General features: G+C 69.1%; 21 protein-coding genes. 8 read left to right on the forward strand and 13 right to left on the reverse strand.

The features are described from left to right. Positions 1-5 precede the first annotated feature (5 nt). Genes murB through murC form a run of 3 tightly spaced genes read right to left on the reverse strand, consistent with a single transcriptional unit; the run spans position 6 to position 2,796 of the window. Positions 6-920, reverse strand: a complete 915-nt coding sequence (gene murB / locus LC068_RS04205; protein WP_226634780.1) for a UDP-N-acetylmuramate dehydrogenase — start codon at positions 918-920, stop codon at positions 6-8. Next, entirely contained in the window at positions 917-1,354 is a 438-nt protein-coding gene (locus LC068_RS04210) for a GFA family protein (RefSeq protein WP_226634782.1), read from the reverse strand. Before LC068_RS04210 ends, murB begins: the two co-directional genes overlap by 4 nt. Beyond that, a complete protein-coding gene (gene murC, locus LC068_RS04215; RefSeq protein WP_226634785.1) occupies positions 1,351-2,796 on the reverse strand; it encodes a UDP-N-acetylmuramate--L-alanine ligase in 1,446 nt (481 codons plus the stop codon). Before murC ends, LC068_RS04210 begins: the two co-directional genes overlap by 4 nt. Before the next feature lie 127 nt (positions 2,797-2,923). On the opposite strand from murC, the gene LC068_RS04220 reads away from it, so the two are divergent. Beyond that, entirely contained in the window at positions 2,924-4,000 is a 1,077-nt protein-coding gene (locus LC068_RS04220) for a site-specific DNA-methyltransferase (protein ID WP_226634787.1), read from the forward strand. 4 nt (positions 4,001-4,004) lie between these two features. Here the strand turns inward: LC068_RS04220 and LC068_RS04225 are convergent, their stop codons facing one another. Continuing rightward, positions 4,005-5,048: an A/G-specific adenine glycosylase gene (locus LC068_RS04225; RefSeq protein WP_226634788.1), complete on the reverse strand. Its 1,044-nt coding sequence runs from the start codon at positions 5,046-5,048 to the stop codon at positions 4,005-4,007. A gap of 47 nt (positions 5,049-5,095) precedes the next feature. Between LC068_RS04225 and LC068_RS04230 the strand changes: the two genes are divergently transcribed. The 4 genes from LC068_RS04230 to LC068_RS04245 all read left to right on the forward strand — a co-directional run bounded on the left by LC068_RS04230 (position 5,096) and on the right by LC068_RS04245 (position 10,474). Then, positions 5,096-5,659, forward strand: coding sequence for a DUF721 domain-containing protein (locus tag LC068_RS04230; RefSeq protein WP_226634789.1), 564 nt, complete (start codon positions 5,096-5,098; stop codon positions 5,657-5,659). A gap of 108 nt (positions 5,660-5,767) precedes the next feature. Next, positions 5,768-6,418: a DsbA family protein gene (locus tag LC068_RS04235; RefSeq protein ID WP_226634790.1), complete on the forward strand. Its 651-nt coding sequence runs from the start codon at positions 5,768-5,770 to the stop codon at positions 6,416-6,418. Positions 6,419-6,420: 2 nt separating this feature from the next. After that, positions 6,421-7,026 carry a DsbA family protein gene (locus LC068_RS04240; protein WP_226634791.1) on the forward strand — a complete coding sequence of 202 codons (606 nt, stop codon included), beginning with the start codon at positions 6,421-6,423 and terminating at the stop codon, positions 7,024-7,026. A 10-nt stretch (positions 7,027-7,036) separates the two neighbouring features. Then, a complete protein-coding gene (locus LC068_RS04245; RefSeq protein ID WP_226634792.1) occupies positions 7,037-10,474 on the forward strand; it encodes an AAA family ATPase in 3,438 nt (1,145 codons plus the stop codon). Positions 10,475-10,481: 7 nt separating this feature from the next. Here LC068_RS04245 and LC068_RS04250 read toward each other — a convergent pair whose 3' ends face one another. Both LC068_RS04250 and LC068_RS04255 read right to left on the reverse strand, forming a co-directional pair. Continuing rightward, a complete protein-coding gene (locus tag LC068_RS04250) occupies positions 10,482-10,847 on the reverse strand; it encodes a hypothetical protein (protein WP_226634793.1) in 366 nt (121 codons plus the stop codon). 72 nt (positions 10,848-10,919) lie between these two features. Next, positions 10,920-11,771: a WecB/TagA/CpsF family glycosyltransferase gene (locus tag LC068_RS04255; RefSeq protein WP_226634794.1), complete on the reverse strand. Its 852-nt coding sequence runs from the start codon at positions 11,769-11,771 to the stop codon at positions 10,920-10,922. 50 nt (positions 11,772-11,821) lie between these two features. Between LC068_RS04255 and LC068_RS04260 the strand changes: the two genes are divergently transcribed. The 3 genes from LC068_RS04260 to LC068_RS04270 all read left to right on the forward strand — a co-directional run bounded on the left by LC068_RS04260 (position 11,822) and on the right by LC068_RS04270 (position 13,252). After that, positions 11,822-12,283, forward strand: coding sequence for a hypothetical protein (locus LC068_RS04260; RefSeq protein ID WP_226634797.1), 462 nt, complete (start codon positions 11,822-11,824; stop codon positions 12,281-12,283). A gap of 125 nt (positions 12,284-12,408) precedes the next feature. Beyond that, positions 12,409-12,795: a hypothetical protein gene (locus LC068_RS04265; RefSeq protein ID WP_226634799.1), complete on the forward strand. Its 387-nt coding sequence runs from the start codon at positions 12,409-12,411 to the stop codon at positions 12,793-12,795. A gap of 76 nt (positions 12,796-12,871) precedes the next feature. Further along, positions 12,872-13,252: a hypothetical protein gene (locus LC068_RS04270; RefSeq protein WP_226634801.1), complete on the forward strand. Its 381-nt coding sequence runs from the start codon at positions 12,872-12,874 to the stop codon at positions 13,250-13,252. On the opposite strand, the gene murG is transcribed toward LC068_RS04270, so the two are convergent. From murG to LC068_RS04305, 7 genes are read right to left on the reverse strand one after another with little or no spacing between them, the layout of a single operon-like run. Beyond that, positions 13,249-14,340, reverse strand: a complete 1,092-nt coding sequence (gene murG, locus LC068_RS04275) for an undecaprenyldiphospho-muramoylpentapeptide beta-N-acetylglucosaminyltransferase (RefSeq protein ID WP_226634803.1) — start codon at positions 14,338-14,340, stop codon at positions 13,249-13,251. The genes LC068_RS04270 and murG overlap by 4 nt on opposite strands. A 7-nt stretch (positions 14,341-14,347) precedes the next feature. Beyond that, positions 14,348-15,535 (reverse strand): putative lipid II flippase FtsW, encoded by a 1,188-nt coding sequence (gene ftsW / locus LC068_RS04280; protein WP_209116644.1) that lies wholly within the window; start codon positions 15,533-15,535, stop codon positions 14,348-14,350. After that, a complete protein-coding gene (murD, locus tag LC068_RS04285; protein WP_226634805.1) occupies positions 15,532-16,977 on the reverse strand; it encodes a UDP-N-acetylmuramoyl-L-alanine--D-glutamate ligase in 1,446 nt (481 codons plus the stop codon). The genes ftsW and murD overlap by 4 nt, the downstream gene beginning before the upstream one ends. 3 nt (positions 16,978-16,980) lie before the next feature. After that, positions 16,981-18,087: a phospho-N-acetylmuramoyl-pentapeptide-transferase gene (gene mraY, locus LC068_RS04290; protein ID WP_226634807.1), complete on the reverse strand. Its 1,107-nt coding sequence runs from the start codon at positions 18,085-18,087 to the stop codon at positions 16,981-16,983. A 14-nt stretch (positions 18,088-18,101) separates the two neighbouring features. Next, complete coding sequence (locus LC068_RS04295) at positions 18,102-19,514, reverse strand: UDP-N-acetylmuramoyl-tripeptide--D-alanyl-D-alanine ligase (RefSeq protein ID WP_226634808.1); 1,413 nt, start codon at positions 19,512-19,514, stop codon at positions 18,102-18,104. Beyond that, entirely contained in the window at positions 19,507-20,970 is a 1,464-nt protein-coding gene (locus tag LC068_RS04300; RefSeq protein ID WP_226634810.1) for a UDP-N-acetylmuramoyl-L-alanyl-D-glutamate--2,6-diaminopimelate ligase, read from the reverse strand. Before LC068_RS04300 ends, LC068_RS04295 begins: the two co-directional genes overlap by 8 nt. Beyond that, positions 20,970-22,700 (reverse strand): peptidoglycan D,D-transpeptidase FtsI family protein, encoded by a 1,731-nt coding sequence (locus LC068_RS04305; RefSeq protein ID WP_404825195.1) that lies wholly within the window; start codon positions 22,698-22,700, stop codon positions 20,970-20,972. Before LC068_RS04305 ends, LC068_RS04300 begins: the two co-directional genes overlap by 1 nt. Between the last annotated feature and the right edge of the window lie 3 nt (positions 22,701-22,703).

Below are 22,703 nucleotides of genomic sequence, written 5' to 3' on the forward strand. Positions count from 1 at the left end.
GAAACTCAGAGGGGGCGGCCGATCCTCCTGATCTCCCAATCGAGGTTTACGCCGAGTTTACTTTGAACGTCGGCGCGCACCGCCTCGCCCAGCCCCTCGATGTCGGCAGACGTCGCCTCACCCGGGTTGATCATGAAATTGCTGTGCAATTCGCTGAACTTGGCCCCGCCACCGGTGACCGAGAAAAGTTTGCCGCGCCAGCCCGCTTCATCCACAAGTTTCCAGCTGGAGTGGCCGGGCGGATTCTTGAAGGTCGAGCCGCCGGTCTTCTCGCGGATCGGCTGGGTCTGTTCCCGGCGGCTGGTGATCTCGTCGATCCGGGCCTGAACGGCCTCGGGGTCGTCGGGCGAGCCGCGATAGGTGGCCTCCAGCCAGAGGATATCGGCCGGCGCCTCCGAGTGCCGATAGGTGTAGCCGAAGTCGGCCAGCGCATACTCGACGCGCTCGCCCGTCCGGGTCACGCCCCGCGCCGAGACCAGCACATCCTTGGTCTCCGAGCCGTAGCACCCGGCGTTCATGGTCAGGGCGCCGCCGATTGTGCCCGGAATGCCGGCATAGAACTCCAGTCCGGCCAGACCCGCCTTGGCCGAGGCCCGCGCCACCATGGAGTCCAGCGCGCCCGCGCCTGCGGTGATCGTGTCGCCCTCGGTCGTGATCTGTGCCCAGGGCCGCCCGGCCAGGCGGATCACCACGCCCTCGACCCCGCCGTCGCGCACGATGACGTTCGACCCCACACCCAGCACCGTGACCGGCACCGAGCCGTCCAGCGCCTTCAGGAAGTCAGCCAGATCATCTGCATCCGCCGGAATGAACAGCGCATCCGCCGCTCCGCCCACCCGAAACCAGGTGTACGGCCCCAGCGGCTCATCCCGCAGCAGCTTGCCCCGGACCTCGGGCAGGGCCTCACGCCAGTCGCTCATGCGCCCTCCGACTGGTTCGAGACCATGCCGATGGCCCGGGGGTCGGTGTCGTCGCTCTCGTGTTCCGGCATGCCGTCACACAGCTCCAGCCAGGGCAGTTTCGACTCCACCCCATAATGGGTTTCCAGCGCGACCTCCTCGGGGTGATCCAGAGACCCGATCGTCACGCAGTTCCAGTTGCCTTTGTCGTAGCCGAAATAGAGCGGGGTCCCGCAGTCCCGGCAAAAGCCGCGCTGCGCCACATTCGAGCTGCGGTAGAAGGCCGGTTCGCCCTTCGTCCAGGTCAGTTCGTCCTTCTTCACACCGGTTAGCCCGGCAAAGACATTGCCCGCAGCGCGTTGGCACATCCGGCAGTGACAGAAATGCGTGCCCTTCGGCTCCGCGGACAGGGCGTACCGCACTCGCCCGCACTGGCATCCGCCCGTGACCGTCATCCCAGCGCCTCCAGCTGCCCCGGCAGGGCATAGGCCCAGGCCGTGATGTCCCCTGCCCCCAGCAGGACGACCAGATCGCCGGGCTTCGCCTCGTCGCGGATCAGGCGCGGCAGGGCGGCGGCGCTCTCCAGTGGGCGCACCGAGCGATGACCGAACCGGCGGATGCCCTCGACCAGGGCGTCCTTGTCGACCCCCTCGATCGGTTGCTCCCCGGCCGCATAGACGTCGGCGACCAGCACCGAGTCCGCATCCGCGAAACAGGTCGAGAAGTCGTTCATCAGGTCGCGCAGGCGGGTGTAGCGATGCGGCTGCACCACGGCGATGACCCGGCCGCTGCCCTCGGTCTTGTGCACGACCTGACGGGCGGCCCTGAGCACGGCGGCGATTTCCACCGGATGATGGCCATAGTCATCGACGATCCGGACGCCCTCGACCACGCCCGTGGTGGTGAAGCGGCGCTTGACCCCGCCGAAGCCGGCCAGCCCCTCGCGGATCGCCGCATCCGACACGCCCAGTTCGCGCGCCACGGCGATAGCAGCCAGGGCGTTCGACACATTGTGCGAGCCCGCCATCGGCAGGTGCAGCCCCTCCAGAACCTCAGGCTCGTCCAGGGCATCCAGCCCCTGCTTCTGGAAGGCCACGTCGAAGCGCGTTCCGTCAGGGCCCATGTCGCAGTTCACGGCCCGCACCATGGCCTGTGGATTGGTGCCATAGGTGACCAGCCGCCGGTTATCGATAGTGGCCACCAGCCGCTGCACCTCCGGGTGGTCCAGGCAGACGGCGGCAAAGCCGTAGAAGGGGATGTTCTCGACAAAGTCGCAGAATGCCTTCCGCACCCCGTCAAAGTCGCCGTAGTGATCCAGATGCTCGGGATCGATATTGGTCACCACCGCGACCGTAGACTTGAGCCTCAGGAAGCTGCCGTCGCTCTCGTCGGCCTCGACCACGATCCAGTCGCCGTCGCCGACCTTGGCGTTGGTGCCATAGGCATTGATGATCCCGCCGTTGACGATCGTCGGATCGGTCCCGCCCGCATCCAGCAGAGCCGCGATCATCGACGTCGTGGTGGTCTTGCCGTGGGTGCCCCCTACCGCCACCGAGAACTGTAGCCGCATCAGCTCGGCCAGCATCTCGGCCCGCCGGACCAGCGGGATGCGGCGGCTGCGCGCCACCATCATCTCGGGATTGTCCGCCTTGACCGCTGTCGAATAGACGACCGCCGCGACCTCCTCGCCCACATGGGCGGCGTCGTGGCCGATGAAGATCTTCGCGCCCAGCTGTTCCAGCCGCTCGGTATTGGCCCCGGCCTTCGCGTCCGAGCCCTGCACCTGATAGCCGATCTTGAGCATGATCTCGGCGATGCCGCTCATGCCGATGCCGCCGATGCCGACGAAGTGGACGGGCCCGATCGGGAAGGGAACTGGACGAAGACGTGCGATCATCGGGGCGTCATAGCGGACTTTGTCGGGATTGCACCAGACGCGCCCCTGTCCGATTTCGCCGACATGGCTAACCGCCTCTTAACCCTGCGGACTCAGGATCGCCGCCTGTATCAACGGGGCCGCATTCATGTCCGACATCCAGACCGACGTCATCCTGAGGGGCGACTGCATCCAGGTGCTCAAGTCCCTGCCCGACGCCTCGGTCGATCTGGTGTTCGCGGACCCACCCTATAATCTACAGCTGGGCGGCGATCTGCTGCGTCCCGACAATTCGCGCGTCGACGCGGTGGACGACGACTGGGACAAGTTCGACAGCTTCGCCGCCTATGACGCCTTCACCCGTGCCTGGATGGCCGAGTGCCGCCGGGTGCTGAAGCCCGAGGGCTCGATCTGGGTGATCGGCAGCTATCACAATGTCTTCCGCCTCGGCACCGCCATTCAGGACCTCGGCTTCTGGGTGCTGAACGACATCATCTGGCGCAAGTCCAACCCCATGCCGAACTTCAAGGGCACGCGCTTCACCAATGCGCACGAGACCCTGATCTGGGCCGCCCGCAGCCAGGACCAGAAGCGCTACACCTTCAACTACGACGCCCTGAAGGCCTTCAACGAAGACACCCAGATGCGGTCTGACTGGACCTTCGCCCTGTGCACGGGCGAGGAGCGTCTCAAGGACGCCGATGGCAAGAAGGCGCATCCGACCCAGAAACCCGAGGCCCTGCTGCACCGCGTGCTGCTGGCTTCGACCAAACCCGGTGCTGTGGTGCTGGACCCCTTCTTCGGCACCGGCACCACCGGCGCCGCCGCCAAGCGTCTCGGCCGCCACTACATCGGCATCGAGCGCGAGGACGCCTATATCCGCCTGGCCGAACAGCGCCTCGCCGCCGTCGTGCCCGCCAACCCCGAGGACCTCGCCGTCATGGGCTCCAAGCGGTCCGAACCGCGCGTGCCCTTTGGCGCCCTGGTCGAGGCCGGCCTGCTGCGCCCCGGCGACCGCCTCTATGCGCCGGACGGTTCGCGCGAGGCCCGCGTCCGCGCCGACGGCAGCCTGATCCACGGCGACCTGACCGGCTCGATCCACAAGCTGGGTGCCCTGATGGAGAACGCCCCGGCCTGCAACGGCTGGACCTACTGGCGCTTCAAGACCGATCAGGGCTTCAAGTCGATCGACACCCTGCGCGCCGAAATCCGCGCGGCGATGTAGGCTCTCAGCCCGCCCGCGCGCGCACCAACGCCTTCCGGAATACCGTCGGCAGCACGTTCTCGGCCTGATCGGCCTCTCGCCAGATCAGGTCGGCCGCGCCCTCGCCCCGCATCACGGTCAACTCCAGCTCGAAATGAGTGAAGACGTGGCGCACGGTGCCGACGTTCTGCCAGTCTGCCTCGACCGGCGGGGCGACGTTTTCGGCGCCGTCCCACCCCCCGGTCGGAAGCGCCAGCATGCCGCCCAGCAAGCCCCTCTCCGGCCGCTTGACCAGACCGATCCGGCCCTCGCCGTCGAACAGCGCCCAGACCAAGCCCTCCCGCCGGGGCTTCTTCGTCTTCGCCAGCTTTTTCGGCCAGGCTTCGGGCGTGCCGCTGGCCAGCGCCTCGCACTCTCCGGACAGTGGGCACTCCCCGCACAGCGGTGAGCGGGGCCGACAGATACGGGACCCAAGATCCATCAGAGCCTGGGCCCAGTCGCCGGGATCGTAGTCCGTTGGCTCCGGCGTCAGGGCGTCGGCCAGGGCCCGCAGTTCGGGTCGCGCCTTCGGCAACGGCGTCTCTACAGTGAACAGCCGCGCCATCACCCGCTCGACATTGCCGTCGACCACGACCGCCCTGCGGCCAAAGGCGATGGCCGCGACCGCCGCCGCCGTATAGGCGCCGAGGCCGGGCAGGGCGCGCAGGCCCTCTTCCGTGTCCGGGAACACCCCGCCGTGCCGCTCCGCCACAGCCCGCGCACAGGCCAGCAGGTTCCGGGCGCGGGCGTAGTATCCCAGCCCCGCCCAGGCGGCCATCACCGCCTCGTCGGTCTCTCCCGCCAGCGCCTCGACCGTCGGCCAGCGTTGCGTGAAGGCCTCGAAATAGGGCGTGGCGTGCGGGACGGTGGTCTGTTGCAGCATCACTTCCGACAGCCAGACCCGATAGGGATCCGCCCGCGTGGCAGAGCCCGGCGGCATCCGCCACGGCAGGCGCCGCGCCTCGGTCGCATACCAGCCGGCCAGCGTGCTGCGGATCGAGGCCAGTCGTCTGGAATCGGCGGAGGTCATGCTCTCCAGCATAGGAGCCCCGATCGTAGAGGAGTATAGAGGGTCATATGAGACGACCTCTACCGACGGAAGACGAGGCCCGCGCTATTCTGGCCCGGCGAAAGACGCGTCCCCTGCCCCGCTCCGCGCCCCGCGTCGGGCGGGCGCTGGAAAAGCTGATCCGCACGCTCGACGACCGCTATGGCCGGGGGGCCGAGGCGCTGGAGGCCCGCTGGACCGAGATCGTGGGCGACCGCCTCGCCGCCGTCACCCGCCCGCAGAAACTGACCCGCCCGCGCAAGGGGCCGGACGGCCAGTCCGCCGGGGCGACGCTGGAACTGCGCGTGGCCGGCCCGGCCGCCCTGCTGGTCCAGCATCAGTCGGAAGACATTCTGGAGCGCGTCAATCTGTTCCTGGGTCAGGGGTCGGTCGCCCGGCTTCGGATCGCACAGGGCCCGATCGGACCGCGCGCGTCCCGCACGCCCGCACCGAAGGCCGCGCCCCCTCCCGTGCTCGGCGCCGCCGACGAGGCCGCGCTCCGGAACTCGGTCGCCAAGGCCCCGCCGCCCCTTGCGGCTGCGCTTGAACGTCTGGGGCGAAGCGTGCTCACCCGACGCGACGGCCGGCCCTAGGACAAAACTTTGCCGCAAGGCGTCTCGACAAAGGCTGGGCGGGGTCCTAGCCAAGGACTCGTATTATCTGACGCGCCGCGTGCGCCCTGACCGTCAAGAGGATCGATCATGTCCACCGGCCGCAACACCGCCCGTTTCCGCTTTGGCGCCATGAGCCGCCGTGCCGCCCTGACCGGTGCCGCTCTTGCCGCCATGGGCGCGCTCGCAGCGTGCGGCGGAGACAGCGGCGGGCAGGCGGCCCAGGGCGACATGGCCAAGGGCGCTCCGGAAGGCGCCGAGGTCACCGTCGTGGAATATGCCTCGGTCACCTGCGGTCACTGCGCCCAGTGGCAGGAAACCGTCTGGCCCGAGTTCAAGGCCAAATACGTCGACACCAACAAGGTGCGTTTCGTCTTCCGCGAATTCCCGACCCCGCCAGCCGAAGTCGCGGCCGCCGGCTTCCTGCTGGCCCGCTGCGCGGGCGAGGATCGCTACTTCCAGGTGATCGAAGAGATCATGGCCAGCCAGCGCGAGTGGCAGCAGGGCATATCCCCCGCCGCCACGCTCAGCCGCGTCGCGACCTCGGTCGGCCTGAGCGAGGACGAATACCGCGCCTGCATCACCGACGCCGACGCGCTCGCTGCTCTCGATGAGCGCATTCAGGCCGGCCGGGCCGAGGGCGTGACCGGTACCCCGACCTTCTTCGTCAACGGCACCCGCGTGCCCGACAGTTCGCTGCAAGGCCTGTCGGCCGCGGTCGACGCCGAGCTGGCCAAATAGCCATGCGCCTTGTTGCCCTGATCGGCGCAGCCCTTGTTGCGGTGGCCGCGCCAGCGGTCGCCCAGGTGGCACCCGTCCCGCCGGTCGTGGCGGGCGAACGTGTGCTGGGCCAGGCTGATGCGCCGGTGACGGTGATCGAGTACGCCTCCTTCACCTGCCCGCACTGTGCGCACTGGGCCGCCGATGTCCTGCCGGCGTTCAAGGCGGCCTATGTCGATACCGGCAAGGTGCGACTGGTCTATCGGGATCTGCCGACACCGCCGGCCGAGCCGTCGTTCGTGGCGGCCAAGGTGTCGCGCTGCGTCGCTTCGGAACAGGCCTTTCCGGTCATCGAAACCCTGTTTGCCCAGCAGGGCGCGGCCCGCCTGATGCGCTGGCCGGCCGGCTGGTTCCTGAACGCCATCGACCAGGGAGGACGCGCGCCACAGGAGGTCATTGCCTGCATCGAGGACCCGGCCACAGAGGCAGCCCTGAATGCCGACCTCGAGGCCGCAGAGGCCGCTGGCGTGACCGGCACGCCGACCTTCTTCGTCAACGGGGTTCGCGTCGAGGATCCCTCGCTGGAAGGTCTGGCCGCCGTCATCGACCCGCTGCTGGCGGGGCACTGACCCCGGACCCATGCATTTCCAGCGGCTCAGACTGGTCGGCTTCAAATCCTTCGTCGATCCGACGGAAGTGCATATTGCGCCGGGCCTGACGGGCATCGTCGGGCCCAACGGCTGCGGCAAGTCCAACGTGCTGGAATCCCTTCGCTGGGTCATGGGCGCCAACTCCGCCAAGGCCATGCGCGGCCAGGGCATGGACGACGTCATCTTTGCCGGTGCCGCCGACCGGCCGCCGCGCAGCCATGCCGAGGTTTCGCTCAGCATCGACAACAGCCAGCGGCGTGCGCCCCAGCCCTTCACGGACTCGGCGGTGCTCGAGGTCTCGCGCCGCATCGACCGGGGTCAGGGCTCGACCTATCGCATCAACGGCAAGGAGGTCCGGGCTCGCGACGTCCAGCTGCTGTTCGCCGATGCCTCGACCGGCGCCAACTCGCCCGCCCTGGTTCGCCAAGGTCAGATCAGCGAACTGATCGCCGCCAAGCCCCAGAACCGCCGACGCATCCTTGAGGAGGCCGGGGGCGTGTCGGGTCTGCACACCCGGAGGCATGAGGCCGAGCTCCGCCTCAAGGCCGCCGAGACCAACCTCGACCGGCTGGACGATATCGGCAAGGAGCTGGAGACCGCCCTCACCCGTCTGAAGCGCGAAGCCCGTCAGGCCGAAAAGTACCGCAAGATCTCCGCCGAGATCCGGGCCCTGCAGTCCGCCGTGCTGCTGGCGCGCTGGAAGGAGGCGGTCACGGCCCGGGACGACGCGGTCACGGCCCTGCGCGAGGCCGAGGCCGAGGTCGGCCGCACCGAACTGGCCGCGACGCAGGCGCGCACCGAGTCACTCAAGGCCCAGGAAGGGCTCAAGCCGGCACGCGAGGAGGATGCCGTCGCCGGCGCCGTCCTGCACCGGGCGACCCTCGAACGCGACCGCCTCGACATGGCCGAGCAGGCCGCCCGCGCCGAGGTCGACCGCCTGACCCGCGAAGCCGAGCGGATCGCCGCCGATCTGGCTCGCGAGACCGAAATGGCCGGCGATGCCGACGCCGAGCTGAAGCGCCTGTCTGATGCCGTCACAGCCCTTGCGGCAGAGATTGATGCAGCCCCCACGCGTGGCCCGGAACTCGACAAGGCCTTCGAGGACGCCGAAGCCGCCCGCCGGACGGCCGAAGCGGAGGTCGAACGCCTCACCTCGGAACTGGCCGCCATCCAGGCCCGCGCCCGCGCCGAGGCCGCCCGGCGGCAGGACGCGCAGTCCCGGCTCGACCGTCTGGAGGCCTCCCGCCGCCAGACGGCCGCCGAACGCGAGGCCCTCGGCTCGGTCGATGCCGACGCCCGTGCCGAGGTCGACGCCGCCCTGACGAAGGCCCAGGCCGATCTGGAAGCCGCCCGCGCGGCCCTCGAACAGGCTGAGGTCGAACGGGGCGATCTGGCCCGCGCGGAACAGGAGGCCCGCACGACCGCCCGCACGCTGGAGGACCGCCTCGGCCGCCTGCAGACCGAAGCGCGGGGTCTGGCCCAGCTGCTGGCCCGCGCCCGCCGGGACCACGCTCCGGCCCTCGATTCCGTTCAGGCGGACCGGGGCTATGAGGCGGCGTTGGCGGCGGCGCTGGGCGAGGATCTGGATGCCGCCCTCGACCCGGCCGCCACCGCCCACTGGGCCGGTGCCGACGTCCCCGGGCCGACATGGCCGGATGGCGTCATACCCCTGTCGGCGCACGTGACGGCCCCCGACCTGCTGGCCGCCCGTCTGGCCTGGTGCGGCGTGGTGTCGGACAAGGACGCCGGCCGCCTGTCGCGCAACCTGCCGGTCGGCGCGCGGCTGGTGACCGCTCGCGGCGACCTCTTTCGCTGGGACGGTCTGGTCGTGCGGGCCGAGGCCCCTCGTCCCGCCGCCATCCGGCTGGAGCAGCGCACCCGCCTGTCGGAAGTCGAGACCGAGATCGATCAGGGCCGCCCGGCGCTTGAGGCCGCCCAGGCTGAGCTCAAGGATCTGACCGAACGCCTCCGCGCCGCCGATGAGGCCGTCAAATCCGCCCGACAGACGCCCATCGCTCTCGACCGCGCTGTCACCACCGCTCGCGACCGGGTCGAGGCCCTGGCCCGCGAAGCGGCGCGTCAGGAAGCCCGTGCCCAGTCGCTTGATGAAACCCTCGCCCGGCTGGACGAAGACCTTGCCGCCGCCCGCGCGGCCCTCGACGCCCTGGCCGAGACCGAAGCGCCTGCCGCCTCTGTGACCGAACTGGAGGCGGGCGTTGCCACAGTCCGCCAGACGGCCGAGGCCGCACGCGCCGCTGCCGCCCAGGCCCGCCTGGATCGCGACGCCGAGGCCCGCGCCGTCGAGGGTCGTGCCCGCCAGCTGGACACCCTCACCCGCGAGCGGGACGCCTGGTCCACCCGGGGCAAGGAAGCCCGCGCCCGCGTAGCCGCTCTCGAGGCCGCTCAGGCCACCACAGCCGATCAGCTCACGTCCGCCGCCCAGGCCCCCGATCAGTTCGTCGACAGGCGCAACACCCTGCTCGATGCCCTGACCGCCGCCGAAACCCGCAAGAAGGCGGCCTCAGACGCCCTGGCCGAAGCCGAAACCCGCGCTGGCGAGGCCGACCGGGCGTCGCGGGCGGCGGAGTCCGCAGCGTCTCAGGCCCGCGAGGCCCGGGCCGGTCTGGTCGAGCGCGCCCGCGCCACCGAAGACGCCCTCGATCTCGCCGTGAACCGCCTGCGCGAAGCGGCCCAGATGACGCCCGAGGCGCTCGAGGCCAAGCTTTCCGAGGACGCCGTCGCCCGCCCCGCCGATGTGGCCGGGGCCGAGAGCCTGCTGGCCGGTCTGGAGCGCGAGCGCGAGCATCTGGCCGCGGTGAACCTGCGCGCCGAGGAAGAGGCTGGCGAATACACCGAGCGCCTGGACGCCATGCGCACCGAGCGCGCCGACCTGACCGGCGCCATCGCCCGGCTGCGCGACGGTATCGACGAGCTGAACGCCGAGGGCCGCGAGCGCCTGCTGGCCGCCTTCGACATCATCAATGACAACTTCAAGGCCCTGTTCGAGGCCCTGTTCGACGGGGGTCAGGCCGAGCTGAAGCTGGTCGAGAGCGACGATCCGCTGGAAGCCGGCCTCGAGATCTACGCCTGCCCGCCCGGCAAACGGCTGGCGGTCATGAGCCTGATGTCCGGCGGCGAGCAGGCCTTGACGGCGGCGGCCCTGATCTTTGCCGTCTTCCTCGCCAACCCTGCCCCCGTCTGCGTGCTGGACGAGGTCGACGCGCCGCTAGACGACGCCAATGTCGACCGCTTCTGTCGCATGCTGAACGAGATGCGCAATCGCACCGACACCCGCTTCATCGTCATCACCCACAATCCGGTGACCATGAGCCGCATGGACCGCCTGTACGGCGTCACCATGCCCGAACGCGGTGTGTCGCAGCTGGTCAGCGTCGACCTGAAACAGGCCGAGAAGCTGGTGGCCTAGCGCCGCATCAACCCGGGCGGCCGTGTAGCTCCATGCACATCGTGCGGATCTCCGCCAGGTCTGCGTCGGAGACACGATCAAGCTTCATGGCCTCGTCGATGATGTCTTCCTTCACCTGGTCGGGGAGCCGACCAAGAGCTGCACCTGACCGTATTGCCGGGGCCTGCAGAAACACAACGTCCGCGATGTGGGACTCATCCGCGTTGCCCCCTTGTCGCGCTCGGAACCCGATCATGGTAACGACGGCCGCGCAGGCCCGGTCGATGTCGTAGACCTCCTGCGGCGTCGGGTCCTGCGTCTCTGCCGCATTTGCGGACGGCGAGATCATCACTGTAGACGCAAAGATGAGGGCGACGAGTGAGAGGCGAGTCATGGTCAGGCTCCGCAAGTGTTCCCATCAGTTTCGCATACCGCGCTCTGGTGGGCATCTGACGAAGTCTGATCCTCACCGCCGCAGCGCCGACCTCAGATCATTTATGATCGGTCCCATCAGGTGCCAGGGCTCCACGCAGTAGCGGTGGAACAGGCGCCGGGGGTCGACCGCGAGCCGGTACAACCACTCCAGGCCGAGCTTGCCCATCCAGCGGGGCGCGGCCTTTTGCACTCCGGCCTCATAGTCAAAGGCGGCGCCGACGTTCAGCACCACGCAATCCGGCAGGGCATCCAGATGGTCGGCGATCCAGATTTCCTGACGCGGCATACCCATGCCGACCATCAGCAAATGCGGCGCGAAGGCCTCCACCTTGCCCAGCAGCGCCTGATTGTCCGGTGAGCCCGGTGCCGCGTCGAAATAGCCCGAGTGCACCGCCAGTGCGACATTCCGATGCCGGCTGCGCAGGCGCTCGGCGGCCAGCTCGGCCACCCCGTCCGCACCTCCGATGAACATGACGCGCCACCCCTTGCGGTCAGCAAGCGCCCAGAAATGCTCACGCCAGTCCAGATAGGTCGAGCGATGCTTCCGCCGCGTCCCCCGTCCGACCAGACGGCCAAAGGCGATCAGGGGGGTCGAGTCGATCTGCACCAGATCGGCCCGGGCAAAAAAGTCCGCGACCCGCGGCTCGGTGCGGATCAGATGCAGACTGTGCAGATTGTGGTTGGCGATGACGGCCTTCTCGCCGGCCTCGACCCAGGTGGTCAGCTGGTGCATGACCTCCTCGGGCCGTACCTTGTCCATCACCTGACCCAGCAGGCGAATGCGTTCGCCCTCGCGACGCTGCAGACGGTGGGGTACACGCGGGCGACGCCGCCGGTCTGGCAGCGCAACCACGTCGGACAGTCCCATCTGCTGGTCGAACATGGTTGTACGTTAGTCGGGCCTTCTGAAAACGGGGTGATCGAATGCGGTTAATGAAGTCTGCGCTCCTGGCCGTGCTCGGCGCAGGTCTCACGGTCGGCCCCGGATGGGCTCAGGAACACGAGCCGCGGCTGGTGATGAGTGGTGTCGGACGGTTCGCCATCTTCGTCGATCTCTCGACCCGCGAGGCCGACGGCCGGCAGGTCCGCATCCGCTCGCTTCAGGTCGCCGAGCCCGGATTCGAGGTGGAGGGCGCACAGTACTGGGGTGGATGGTCCTGGTGGCAGTTCGACTGTGTCGACCGCACCGCCGACCGGCTGGACTTCGCCTCGGTCCTCGCCGGCGGTGTCGAGGGGCCTGCCGTCGCGGATTCCCAGCCAGCCTTCTTCGCCTCCCCCGGAGGAGACGCAGCCGAAGTACTGGCTATCGCCTGCGCCACCGGTCCCTACGAGGGGCCAACGTTCGGCTCCCTGCAGGACGCCGTTGCCGAAGGTCATCGTCAGATCGGGTCATAGGCGGCTGGTGGACTCGTAATCGCGGGACTCTGGCCAGGGCCTTTCCGCTTCTCCAAGGTCAGGAATAGTCAGGGGTCCCGGCGCGCACTGTGCGTTACTAGGGTGAGACACCTTTGGAGGCGATCATGTTCACCAAATTCACCCTCGCCGGCGGCGTTGCCGCCCTCGTCATGCTGGCTGCCGGCACCGTCTCGGCCCAGAGCGCCCCGCTGAACTATCAGCAGCACCTGACCTGCTCGGCGATGTTCTTCGCCTTCTCCAAGATCCAGTCGGACCCCGACGACGCCGCAGCCCTTGAATCCGCCACCGGCGTGATGGTCAACCGGGCCCTGGCGATGCCGGAGGCGAGAGGTGTGTCGCAGGACGCCATCATCGACGCCGCGTTCGGCGAGACTGTCGACATCATGGCTGCGATGGACGCCGAGTCCTCTCTCACGGCCAAGCAACAGGTCGTCTACAGCTGGGGCCCCGGCCTCGACCGTTGCCTGGAAGCCGTTCTGGACGAACAGTAGACCAGCCCGATACGCTCAGCCCCGGGTCACGGCATTCGCCGGGGCCTGACCCCGTCCCCGAACTGAAGGCCTTGCCATGTTGCTCGCCACTGCCCTGACCCTCTCGATGGCCCTGTCTCCGGTTCAGGACCCTGAGCCGCTGAACCTCGATACAGCGACCCTCTGCGCCGGCGTCTTCTTCGCCCATTCGCGCCAGCCGGAACTGGCGGAACTGGATGGCGTGGAGCTGTACGAGCAACTGGTCGTCGTCTTCATCGACCAGGCGGAGGCGCTGGGCGCTCCCGCCGGTCTCGACCGCGATGCCGTCATCGCCCGTTCCGCCAGCGCCTCAGACCGGCTGACCGGCACGCTGGCTCAGCAGGACACGCCGGAAGCCCGGGAGGCGATGCTCAACCAGTGGTTCGAGATCGAACAGGCCTGCGTGGCGGCCGCCGAGGCGACCGCACCGCTGGACTAGGCGCGCGCCACCTGCGCCTCGACCAGATCGGCGAGACGCGAAGCCGCTTCCGGCAAGGCCGCTGAGCGGGCGCCCTCGGCCATCTTCGCCAAACGGCCGGACTCGCCCAGAATGCCTTCCAGCGTGGCGGCCAGCCCCTCAACCGTCAGGTCGTCCTCGAGGACCAGCGCCGCGCCCCCGGCCTCGACCAGACCCCGGGCATTGAAGCGCTGGTGGTCATCCGTCGCGATCTTGAGCGGCACCAGAATGGACGGCAGGCCCACGACGGCCAGCTCGGTACAGGTCGAGGCGCCGGCCCGGCCGATCGCCAGATGCGCCTCTCCCAGCCGCGCGGCCATGTCGGCGAAGAAGGGCGCCACCTCGGCCTTGACCCCGGCTGCGGCATAGGTGCCGCGCGCGGCATCGACGAACTCCGGCCGGGCCTGTTGCACCACGACCAGTCGCTTGCGCAGCTTGTCCGGCAGCGTCGCGATCGCGCGCGGGACCGTGTCCGACAGGATGCGCGCGCCCTGGCTGCCCCCCGTCACCAACAGGTGGATCGACCCACGCGCGCCCGGGGCCGCATAGGGTTTGCCCTCGAGCGCGGCGATCGGAGGGCGAACCGGGTTGCCGACGACCTCCAGCCGGTCCTTCAGGCCCTCGGGCAGGCGCCCGAGCGTCGGAAAGGCCGAGGCGACCACGCCGACCCGCTTGGCCAGCAGGCGGTTGGTTCGCCCCAGCACCGCATTCTGCTCGTGGATCAGGGTCGGCAGGCCCATGCTCATGGCCGCCAGCAGCGACGGCGCCGACGGATAACCACCGAAACCGACCACCACCGAGGCGTCCAGACGGCGAAAGGCCTTGCGCGCTTGCAGGACGCCCGCCGCGATCTTGACCCCCGCCTTCAACAGGCCGACCGGCCCGCTGCCGGTCGCGGAATCGAGCGCCAGGCGTTCGTCGGCCGGGAAATGTTCGGCAAAGGCCTGACCGCGCCGGTCGGTCGCCAGCACGATCCGCCATCCTCTGCGGGCCATCTCCTGGGCCAGCGCCTGGGCGGGAAACAGGTGTCCGCCGGTTCCCCCGGCAGCGACGACACAGGTCTTGGTCATGGCGGTCCTACGACAGTATGCGGCCCAGCTGCGGCGCCGGGCGGCGCCCGGTCCCCGGCTCGTAGGCGCCCGCTCGCCTGCGGGTCAAGGCGAGCGCCAGCCCCATCGTCAGGCCCATGGCCATCATCGACGAGCCGCCATAGCTGATGAAGGGCAGGGTCATCCCCTTGGTCGGGATCAGGTTCAGGTTCACCGCCACATTGATCGCCGCCTGCAGGCCGATCAGCATGAACAGGCCGGCGGCGGCCGTCTGTTCGAACGGATCGTTCAGCCGCATGGCCCGCGACAGGCCCCGCACCACGATGAAGGCATAGAGGCCGATCATCAGCAGCGACAAGATCAGGCCGAACTCCTCGGCGCCGACGGAATAGATGAAGTCGGTGTGCAGGTCCGGCACGTGACGCTTCATCACCCCCTCGCCCACGCCGCGCCCGAACAGGCCCCCGGCGCGAATGGCTTCGGAGGCACGGTCGATCTGGTGGGTGTCCTCCTGACCCGGAGCCAGGAATTTTGCCACCCGCTCGCGCACGTGATCGAACAGGAAGTACAGCGAGAAGATGCCGGACATGACCAACCCGCCCAGCACCGCCATCCACTTCAGCGGCACCCCGGCCATGAAGAAGACGGCCATGAAGGTCGTGGTGATCAGCAGGGTCTGGCCGATGTCGGGCTGGATCAGCAACAGGCCAACGGTCACCACATAGAAGCTGAAGGCGATCGAGACGCCGGGCACCCCCTGCCCCTTCTGGCCCTCGGCGAACATCCAGGCCGCCAGCACGATCAGGGTCGGCTTGGCGAACTCGGACGGCTGGAAGCTGAACGGCCCGATCAGGATCCATCGCGTGGCGCCCTTGGCCTCATTGCCCAGTATGGGCAGCACCGCCATGACCAGCAGGGCCGCGATCAGGGTGAAGACGGCAACCCGCCTTACCCCGCGGGGTGAAAGCAGCGACGTCCCCAGCATGGCCACCAGTCCGACCGAGGCGAACACGATCATCCGGATCGAATAGTGGAACGGGTTGGACAGCCGCTCATCGGCCATGATGGCGGCCGGGCTCGAGGCGAACGACAGGGCGATGCCGATCGCCATCAGGCCCAGTGCCGCCAGCACCAGTCCGCGATCCACCGTCCAGAACCACTTGGCCAGCAGGCTCTGGTCGCTCCGGGAAAAGGGCGGAACATAGGTCTGGGTCATGCGACCACCTCGGGCTGGGCGCCAAGCGACAGGGCGGCGGCGCGGAAGGCCTCTCCCCGTGCCTCGAAGTCGGGAAACTGGTCGAAGCTGGCAGCGGCCGGGCTCAACAGCACCACCTCCTCGCGGCCGGTCGCGGACGCGGCCTCGAACGCCTGCTGGACGGCGCTGGCCATATCGCCGCTGATCCGGTGTGGCACATCGCCCAGGGCCGCCGCGAACGGTCCCGCCGCCTCGCCGATCAGGAAGGCTTCGACCACGCGCGGGAACAGCTCCGTCAGGTCGTCGATCCCGCCCGCCTTGGCTCGCCCTCCGGCGATCCAGAACACCCGGTCATACGCCGCCAGCGCCTGTCGCGCCGCATCGGCATTGGTCGCCTTGGAGTCATTGATGAAGCGCACGCGCCCGATCCGCCCGACCGGCTCCATCCGGTGCGCCAGTCCGGGGAAGGACAGCAGGCCCTCGACGGCAACGGCAGGGTCGACTCCGATGGCACCCGCGCTAATCAGGGCAAAGGCGGCATTCTGGGCGTTATGGCGCCCGGCGAGTGCCTTGGCGGCCGAGAGATCGGCCAGTGTCGAAACTTCTCCGCCGGGCTCCTCGATGAGCTCGACTTCGCCCGGCCTCGCCAGAATCAGCGGCCCGCCAACTTGCCAGACCGGGGCCAGTTGATCGGCGGTCCCATGGGTCGCGACAGGAATCACAGACCATCCAGCGTCCGATGCTGGATAGGCAATCTCGAGGAAGACGCCCAGATCATCCGTACTGATCACGGCTGCGCCGCCCTGGACGGGGCAGTTGGCGAATATCCGGGCCTTGGCCGCGACATAGCCCTCCATGCCACCGTGCCGGTCGAGATGGTCCGGGCTGATGTTGGTCAGGATCGCCACATCGGGCGCGAAGGTGGTGGTCAGGTCCAGCTGGTAGGACGAGCACTCGATCACATAGACGGCCCCCGGCGTCGGCTTTGGCAGGGCCAGCACGCCGATCCCGATATTGCCGCCCATGTGCACCGTCATCCCGGCCTGTTTCAGCACCCACGCCGTCAGGGCCGTGGTCGTCGACTTGCCGTTGGTCCCCGTGATGGCCACCACCTGCGGCCGCTCGCCCTCCGGCAGCGCCGCCAGCGCGCGCGCGAACAGCTCCAGATCGCCGACGATCTCGATCCCGACCTCCTTCGCCTTCTCGACGGTCCAGTGCGGCACCGGATGGGTCAGGGGCACGCCGGGCGACACCACCAGGGCGGCAAGCCCCGACCAGTCGGCGGTCGTCAGGTCCTCGACGACAAATCCCTCGGCCTCGGCCTGCATGCGGCTGGAGATCCCGTCATCCCACAGCACCGGCTCGGCGCCCCCGGCCTTGAGGGCGCGCGCCGCCGTCAGTCCCGACCGTCCAAGGCCGAAGACCGCGACCCGCCTGCCCTCGAAACCGGGAACCGGGATCATCGTCTATCTCAGTTTCAGGGTCGCCAGACCCGCCAGCGCCAGCATGGCCGACACGATCCAGAACCGGATCACCACCGTCGACTCGGGCCAGCCCATCTTTTCGAAATGGTGGTGGATCGGCGCCATCAGGAAGACGCGCTTGCCGGTGGCCTTGAAATACCCCACCTGGATCATGACCGACATGGCCTCCAGCACGAACAGGCCGCCGACGATGCCCAGCACCAGCTCGTGCTTGGTGGTCACGGCGACGGCGCCCAGCGCTCCGCCCAGCGCCAGCGAGCCCGTGTCGCCCATGAAGATCTTGGCCGGCGGCGCATTGTACCAGAGGAAGCCCGTGCCCCCGCCGATGATGGCCGCGAGGAACACCGACAGCTCGCCCGCGCCCGGCACATGGTGGATCTGCAGATACTCCGAGAAGGCAAAGTTGCCAGCCAGATAGGCGATCATGCCGAACGCCGCCGAGGCCATCATGACCGGCACAATAGCCAGGCCGTCCAGGCCGTCGGTCAGGTTCACCGCATTGGAAAAGCCGACGATGGTGAAGGCCGCGAACGCCACATAGAACCAGCCGATGTTCAGCAGCACGTCCTTGAAGAAGGGGAAGGCGACCGAGGTCTCGAGCCCCGCCGAGGTCGAGGGCGTCATCCACAGCACGGTCAGCACGCCCGCGATCACGGCAACCACCGTCTGGGCGACCAGCTTCTGTTTCGAGGTCAGGCCGGCCGAGCTCTGCTTGGTCACCTTGGAATAGTCGTCGACAAAGCCCAGCACCGCGAATGCCAGCGTCACGCCCGACACGATCCAGATATAGGGGTTGGTCAGATCGCCCCACAGCAGCACCGCCACGGCGATACCGGTGAGGATCATCAGGCCGCCCATGGTCGGGGTGCCGACCTTCGACAGGTGCGAGACCGGGCCGTCGTCGCGGATCGGCTGGCCCTTGCCCTGCTTCTTGCGCATCCAGGCGATGAAGCGGCTGCCCATGGCCACGGCCACGATCATGGCGGTCGCCAGCGCCAGTGCCACGCGCACGGTCTGGTACTGCACCAGGTTCAGCAGGGGATAATCCTGGGCGACGTCCGCATAGTAGAGATAGAGCAGGTAAAACACCTCAGACGGCCTCCTTAAGCCCCATCGTCAGAATTCAGGGCGGCCAGCGCCGCCGCAATCAGTCCGGCACGCGAGCCGTTCGATCCCTTGACCATGACCAGATCGCCGTCGCGCACCAGGGCGTCGACCTCTCCGGCCATGGCGGTGGCCGTCTCGCGCCACTCTCCGCGCCGACCCACAGGCAGCGCCTCGTGCAGGTGGCGCATCATCGGCCCGGCCGTGTGCACCACATCGATGCCACCGTCCGCCAACGGCCCGGCCAGTCCCGCATGCATGGCTTCGGCCTGATCGCCCAGCTCCAGCATGTCGGTCAGGAAGACCACACGCCGTCCGCCTTCCGGCAGGGTGCGGGCCCCCAGGCTGCGGAATCCCGCCGTCATCGACAGCGGATTGGCATTGTAGCTCTCGTCGATCAGGGTGAAGGCCCCGCCCCCGGCCCTGCGGATCTGGCGCACCTGTCCGCGGCCCGCCAGCGGCGCGAATCCGGCCAGCGCCTCAAGCGCCGTGTCCAGCGACACCTCCATGGCCCGCAGCACCGTCAGCACCGCCAGGCTGTTAAGGCCCCAGTGATAGCCCGACTGGCGCAGCCGGAACTCCAGCGACTGTCCCTCGACCACGGCCGAGACCGTCGCCCCCTCGGCGTCCGGCTGAAAGTCCAGCAACCGCGCCCCATGGTCAGCGGCGCTTCCGAACAGTCGCACCTCGGCGCCGTGCTCACGCGCGACATCGGCAAGCAGCCGCGTCCACGGATTGTCGCCGTTGATGACGGCGATGCCCCCGGCCTCCAGACCCTCGAAGATCGCCGCCTTCTCGCGCGCCACCCCGGCCTCGCCGTCGGCAAAGGCCTCGATGTGCACGGGGCCGACCGTGGTCACGCAGGCGACGTGCGGCCGGACCATCTTCGACAGCGGGCCGATCTCGCCCGGCGCATTCATGCCGATCTCGAACACCGCCCGCTCAGTGTCGCGGGGCATGCGCGCCAGCGTCAGCGGCACGCCGATATGGTTGTTGTAGCTCTTGACCGAGGCGTGGGCCCTCCCGGCCAGATCAAGGCCGGCCTTGATCGCCTGGGTCACACTGGTCTTGCCGACACTGCCGGTGACCGCGGCACGCCGGGCCGGAGCCCTCACCCGCGCCGCCTCGCCCAGAGCCTCAAGCGCCCTCAGCGTGTCGCCCACCTCGACGAACGGCCCGCCCTCCACCGGTCGCTCGACCAGGGCCCCGGCAGCGCCGGCCTCAAAGGCGCCCTTGGCGAATTCATGGCCGTCCCGCACGCCCTTCAGCGCCACGAACAGCTTGCCGGGCTCGATCTCGCGGCTGTCGAAGGCGACGCCGTCGACGACGAAGGTCTCGCCACTCAGCCGCCCCCCGGTCGCCCGGGCAATCTCGTCTGCCGTCCAGAGCGGCGCAGTAGGGGTTTCAGGCATGAACGCTCAGGGCCTCACTGGCGACGGTCACATCGTCGAACGGGTGCAAGGTCGCCCCGACGATCTGACCCTGCTCATGCCCCTTTCCGGCGATCAGCACCACATCCCCGTCTTCTGCGCGCTCGATGGCCGACTGGATGGCCTTCCGACGGTCCCCGATCTCCTCGGCATCCGGACAGCCGTTGCGGACCTCGGCCCGGATCGTCGCCGGGTCCTCGGAGCGCGGATTGTCGTCCGTGACGATGGCAATGTCGGCCAGCTCGGCCGCCACCTGACCCATCAGGGGCCGCTTGGCCCGGTCCCGGTCCCCGCCCGCCCCGAACACAACGATCAGCCGCCCGCGCGTGTGGGGGCGGAGCGACTGCAGCACGGTCTGCAGACCATCGGGCGTATGGGCATAGTCGACATAGACCTCGGCCCGGCCCCACGAACGGCCGCCCTGCACCCGCTCCAGCCGGCCACGCGCGCCCTCGATCTTCTCCAGCGCGGCCAGGACGTCCCCGATGGCCGCGCCCCCCGCGATGCACAGGCCTGCAGCCACCAGAACGTTCGAGGCCTGGAAGGCACCCGCCAGCGGCAGCAGCACCTCATGGCTCTCGCCGCGATAATCGAGTGTCAGCCGCTGGCCCTCCGGCAGGGCCTCGCGCCCCGTCAGGGTCAGGTCGCGGCCCCGCTGGCCCACGCCCATGATGTTCAGGCCCGACATGATCCCGGCCGCGGCAAAGCGCGAATAGGCGTCGGAGTCGGCGTTCAGCACCGCCGTCCGACCGCGCGGCAACAGGGTCTCGAACAGCCGCAGCTTGGCCGACCGATAGGCGTCCATGTCGCCGTGATAGTCCAGATGGTCCTGGGTCAGGTTGGTAAAGGCCGCAGCCTTCAGCGCCACACCGTCCAGCCGCCGCTGGTCGATCCCGTGAGACGAGGCTTCCAGCGCCAGATGGGTCACCCCGCCCGCCGCCATGTCGGCCAGCAGGCGCGCGGCCTCGGCCGCATCGGGGCTGGTCAGGCCGGGGCCGGTCAGGGCGGTCAGCTCGCCCTTGCGCTGCACGGTCGCGCCGAGCGTCCCCATGCTGGCCGAGACCAGACCCATGTGCGCCCAGATCTGGCGGCAGAAGGTGGCGACCGACGTCTTGCCGTTGGTGCCCGTCACCGCGACGCAGGTGCGCGGCTGGGCCCCGTAGAAGCCCCGCGCGGCCAGCGCATAGGCGCGGCGCACATCACCTGCGGTCACCAGAACCGGCGCCGCACCGGCAGGCGTATCGGACGGGGCCAGCACGGCGGCGGCCCCCCGCGCCAGGGCCTGCGGGATGAAGGCGCGACCGTCCTGCGCCGTGCCCGGCAGGGCGACGAACAGGCTGCCGGCATCCACCTTGCGGCTGTCGGCGGTCACGCCGGTGATGACGGGGTCGGCGGGCACGTCCCGCTTGAGAAGATCGGACAGACGCTGGCCTTGCATCACAGCGAGGCCTCCATGTCCTTGAGCGTCGGATTGGGGCGTCCGTCGGCCAGCTGCCAGGCGTCGTCCGCGCGCTTCACGCCGACGAAGGGCGCGATCCGTTCGGCGATGCGTCCGACGGCCGGCGCGGCGACAAAGCCACCGGTGCGCGGATAGCTGCCCGGTTCATCGACCAGCACCAGAATGGCATAGCGCGGAGCATCAAGCGGCCCGTCGCTGGGGAACACCCCGATGAAGGTGCCGACCGCGACCGCCGGGTCATAGCGGCTGCCGGTCCATTTGTTGGCCGAACCGGTCTTGCCGCCGACGCGCAGACCCGCAGCATTGGCCCGACCGCCCGAACCGCGCACCACATTGCGCCGCATCAGGTCCAGCATGTTCACGCTGGTCTGGGTGCTGACGACCTGCACAGGCTCGGTCCCCGCGCCGCCCTTGCGCAGGCTGAGCGGCACATAGCGCCCGCCGTTGCTGAGCGCGCCGACCGCCGTGATCACCTGCACCGGCGTCACCATGATGCCGTAGCCGAACGACAGCGACGCCAGCGTGGAGGGCGACCAGTCGCGCGGCACCCGCGGCGCGGCCGATTCCACCAGTTCGATCGGCGCCCGCTCCAGCAGGCCCAGCCGCCCGAAATAGTCCTTCATCACATCGGGGCCCATCTGCACCGCGAGGCGCGAGGTGCCGATGTTAGACGAGTGCAGATAGACCTCTTCGAGCGTCATCACCCGGTTCTGGGCGTGGAAATCCGTGATCCGGCGATTGCCGATCATGAAGGGCTCGGAGGCGTCGAACAGGGTCGCCATGTCCGCTGCGCCGGTGTCCAGCCCGGCCGCGACCGTGAAGCTCTTGAACACCGAGCCCATTTCATAGTGGCCCGAGGTGGCCAGGTTGCGCGAGCCGCTGTCGGGCCAGCTGGCCATGGCCAGCACCTCGCCCGTCTGGACATTGGTGACGATCGCCACCCCGGCCTTGGCCTGGGTTTCGGCCATGGCCGTGGCCAGTTCGCTCTCGACCACGCCCTGGATGCGCAGGTCGATCGACAGGGCGAACGGTTCACCCGCCGCGCCGTCGGCCCGCAGTTCCTTGTCGAAGGCCAGCTCGACCCCCGAAATGCCCTGCCCGCCCGTGTCGGTTGCGCCGATCAGATGCCGGGCCTGGCCGCCCTCCAGCGGATAGACGCGGCCATCCTCCATCGAGAAGGTCACCCCGCCCAGGCCCAGGTCGTGCACCTTTGCCCGCTCCTGCGGGGTCAGGCCGCTGGCGACGATCACCTGACGGTCGCCCCACAGCGCGCCCTTCAGCCGGTCTGCGTCCAGCTCGGGCATGGCGCGCCGGATCTCGCGGAAGGCCACATCGCGGTCCCAGACCTGCGAGGGGTCGATGAACATGGCGTAGAAGATGACGTCGGTGGCCAGCAGCCGCCCGTTGCGATCGGTCAGGTCCGCGCGACTGCGGTCCGAGGCCACGCCGGCATAACCTGCATCAACGGGCTTCAGCAGGGCGGCATAGCCGGCTCTGAGGGCCAGACCGCTGAACACCAGTCCGAAGACGGCCATCACCAGAAAGATGCGGACCCGGCTGTCTTCCTCGGGGCGAGCGTCGGCACGGGCACGCTCGAACCCGTGCTCGATCCACCACACCGCCTCAGCCAGCCAGCGCCACGACGGCGACAGCCGCCGCGCCCGGCTTTCCAGGTCCTTGAGCGGGCCACGCGCGGACGGACGCCGCATCGA

Origin of the sequence: Brevundimonas poindexterae, from assembly GCF_020524625.1 — a bacterium.
In the GTDB taxonomy this organism is placed as follows: Bacteria; Pseudomonadota; Alphaproteobacteria; order Caulobacterales; family Caulobacteraceae; genus Brevundimonas; species Brevundimonas poindexterae_A.

Bases quoted from the DNA above. Each gene is read 5' to 3' on its own strand.
- murB (WP_226634780.1), bottom strand. From the start codon at position 920: ATGAGCGACTGGCGTGAGGCCCTGCCCGAGGTCCGGGGCAAGCTGCTG.
- LC068_RS04210 (WP_226634782.1), bottom strand. From the start codon at position 1,354: ATGACGGTCACGGGCGGATGCCAGTGCGGGCGAGTGCGGTACGCCCTG.
- murC (WP_226634785.1), bottom strand. From the start codon at position 2,796: ATGATCGCACGTCTTCGTCCAGTTCCCTTCCCGATCGGGCCCGTCCAC.
- LC068_RS04220 (WP_226634787.1), top strand. From the start codon at position 2,924: ATGTCCGACATCCAGACCGACGTCATCCTGAGGGGCGACTGCATCCAG.
- LC068_RS04225 (WP_226634788.1), bottom strand. From the start codon at position 5,048: ATGACCTCCGCCGATTCCAGACGACTGGCCTCGATCCGCAGCACGCTG.
- LC068_RS04230 (WP_226634789.1), top strand. From the start codon at position 5,096: ATGAGACGACCTCTACCGACGGAAGACGAGGCCCGCGCTATTCTGGCC.
- LC068_RS04235 (WP_226634790.1), top strand. From the start codon at position 5,768: ATGTCCACCGGCCGCAACACCGCCCGTTTCCGCTTTGGCGCCATGAGC.
- LC068_RS04240 (WP_226634791.1), top strand. From the start codon at position 6,421: ATGCGCCTTGTTGCCCTGATCGGCGCAGCCCTTGTTGCGGTGGCCGCG.
- LC068_RS04245 (WP_226634792.1), top strand. From the start codon at position 7,037: ATGCATTTCCAGCGGCTCAGACTGGTCGGCTTCAAATCCTTCGTCGAT.
- LC068_RS04250 (WP_226634793.1), bottom strand. From the start codon at position 10,847: ATGACTCGCCTCTCACTCGTCGCCCTCATCTTTGCGTCTACAGTGATG.
- LC068_RS04255 (WP_226634794.1), bottom strand. From the start codon at position 11,771: ATGTTCGACCAGCAGATGGGACTGTCCGACGTGGTTGCGCTGCCAGAC.
- LC068_RS04260 (WP_226634797.1), top strand. From the start codon at position 11,822: ATGAAGTCTGCGCTCCTGGCCGTGCTCGGCGCAGGTCTCACGGTCGGC.
- LC068_RS04265 (WP_226634799.1), top strand. From the start codon at position 12,409: ATGTTCACCAAATTCACCCTCGCCGGCGGCGTTGCCGCCCTCGTCATG.
- LC068_RS04270 (WP_226634801.1), top strand. From the start codon at position 12,872: ATGTTGCTCGCCACTGCCCTGACCCTCTCGATGGCCCTGTCTCCGGTT.
- murG (WP_226634803.1), bottom strand. From the start codon at position 14,340: ATGACCAAGACCTGTGTCGTCGCTGCCGGGGGAACCGGCGGACACCTG.
- ftsW (WP_209116644.1), bottom strand. From the start codon at position 15,535: ATGACCCAGACCTATGTTCCGCCCTTTTCCCGGAGCGACCAGAGCCTG.
- murD (WP_226634805.1), bottom strand. From the start codon at position 16,977: ATGATCCCGGTTCCCGGTTTCGAGGGCAGGCGGGTCGCGGTCTTCGGC.
- LC068_RS04295 (WP_226634808.1), bottom strand. From the start codon at position 19,514: ATGCCTGAAACCCCTACTGCGCCGCTCTGGACGGCAGACGAGATTGCC.
- LC068_RS04300 (WP_226634810.1), bottom strand. From the start codon at position 20,970: ATGCAAGGCCAGCGTCTGTCCGATCTTCTCAAGCGGGACGTGCCCGCC.
- LC068_RS04305 (WP_404825195.1), bottom strand. From the start codon at position 22,700: ATGCGGCGTCCGTCCGCGCGTGGCCCGCTCAAGGACCTGGAAAGCCGG.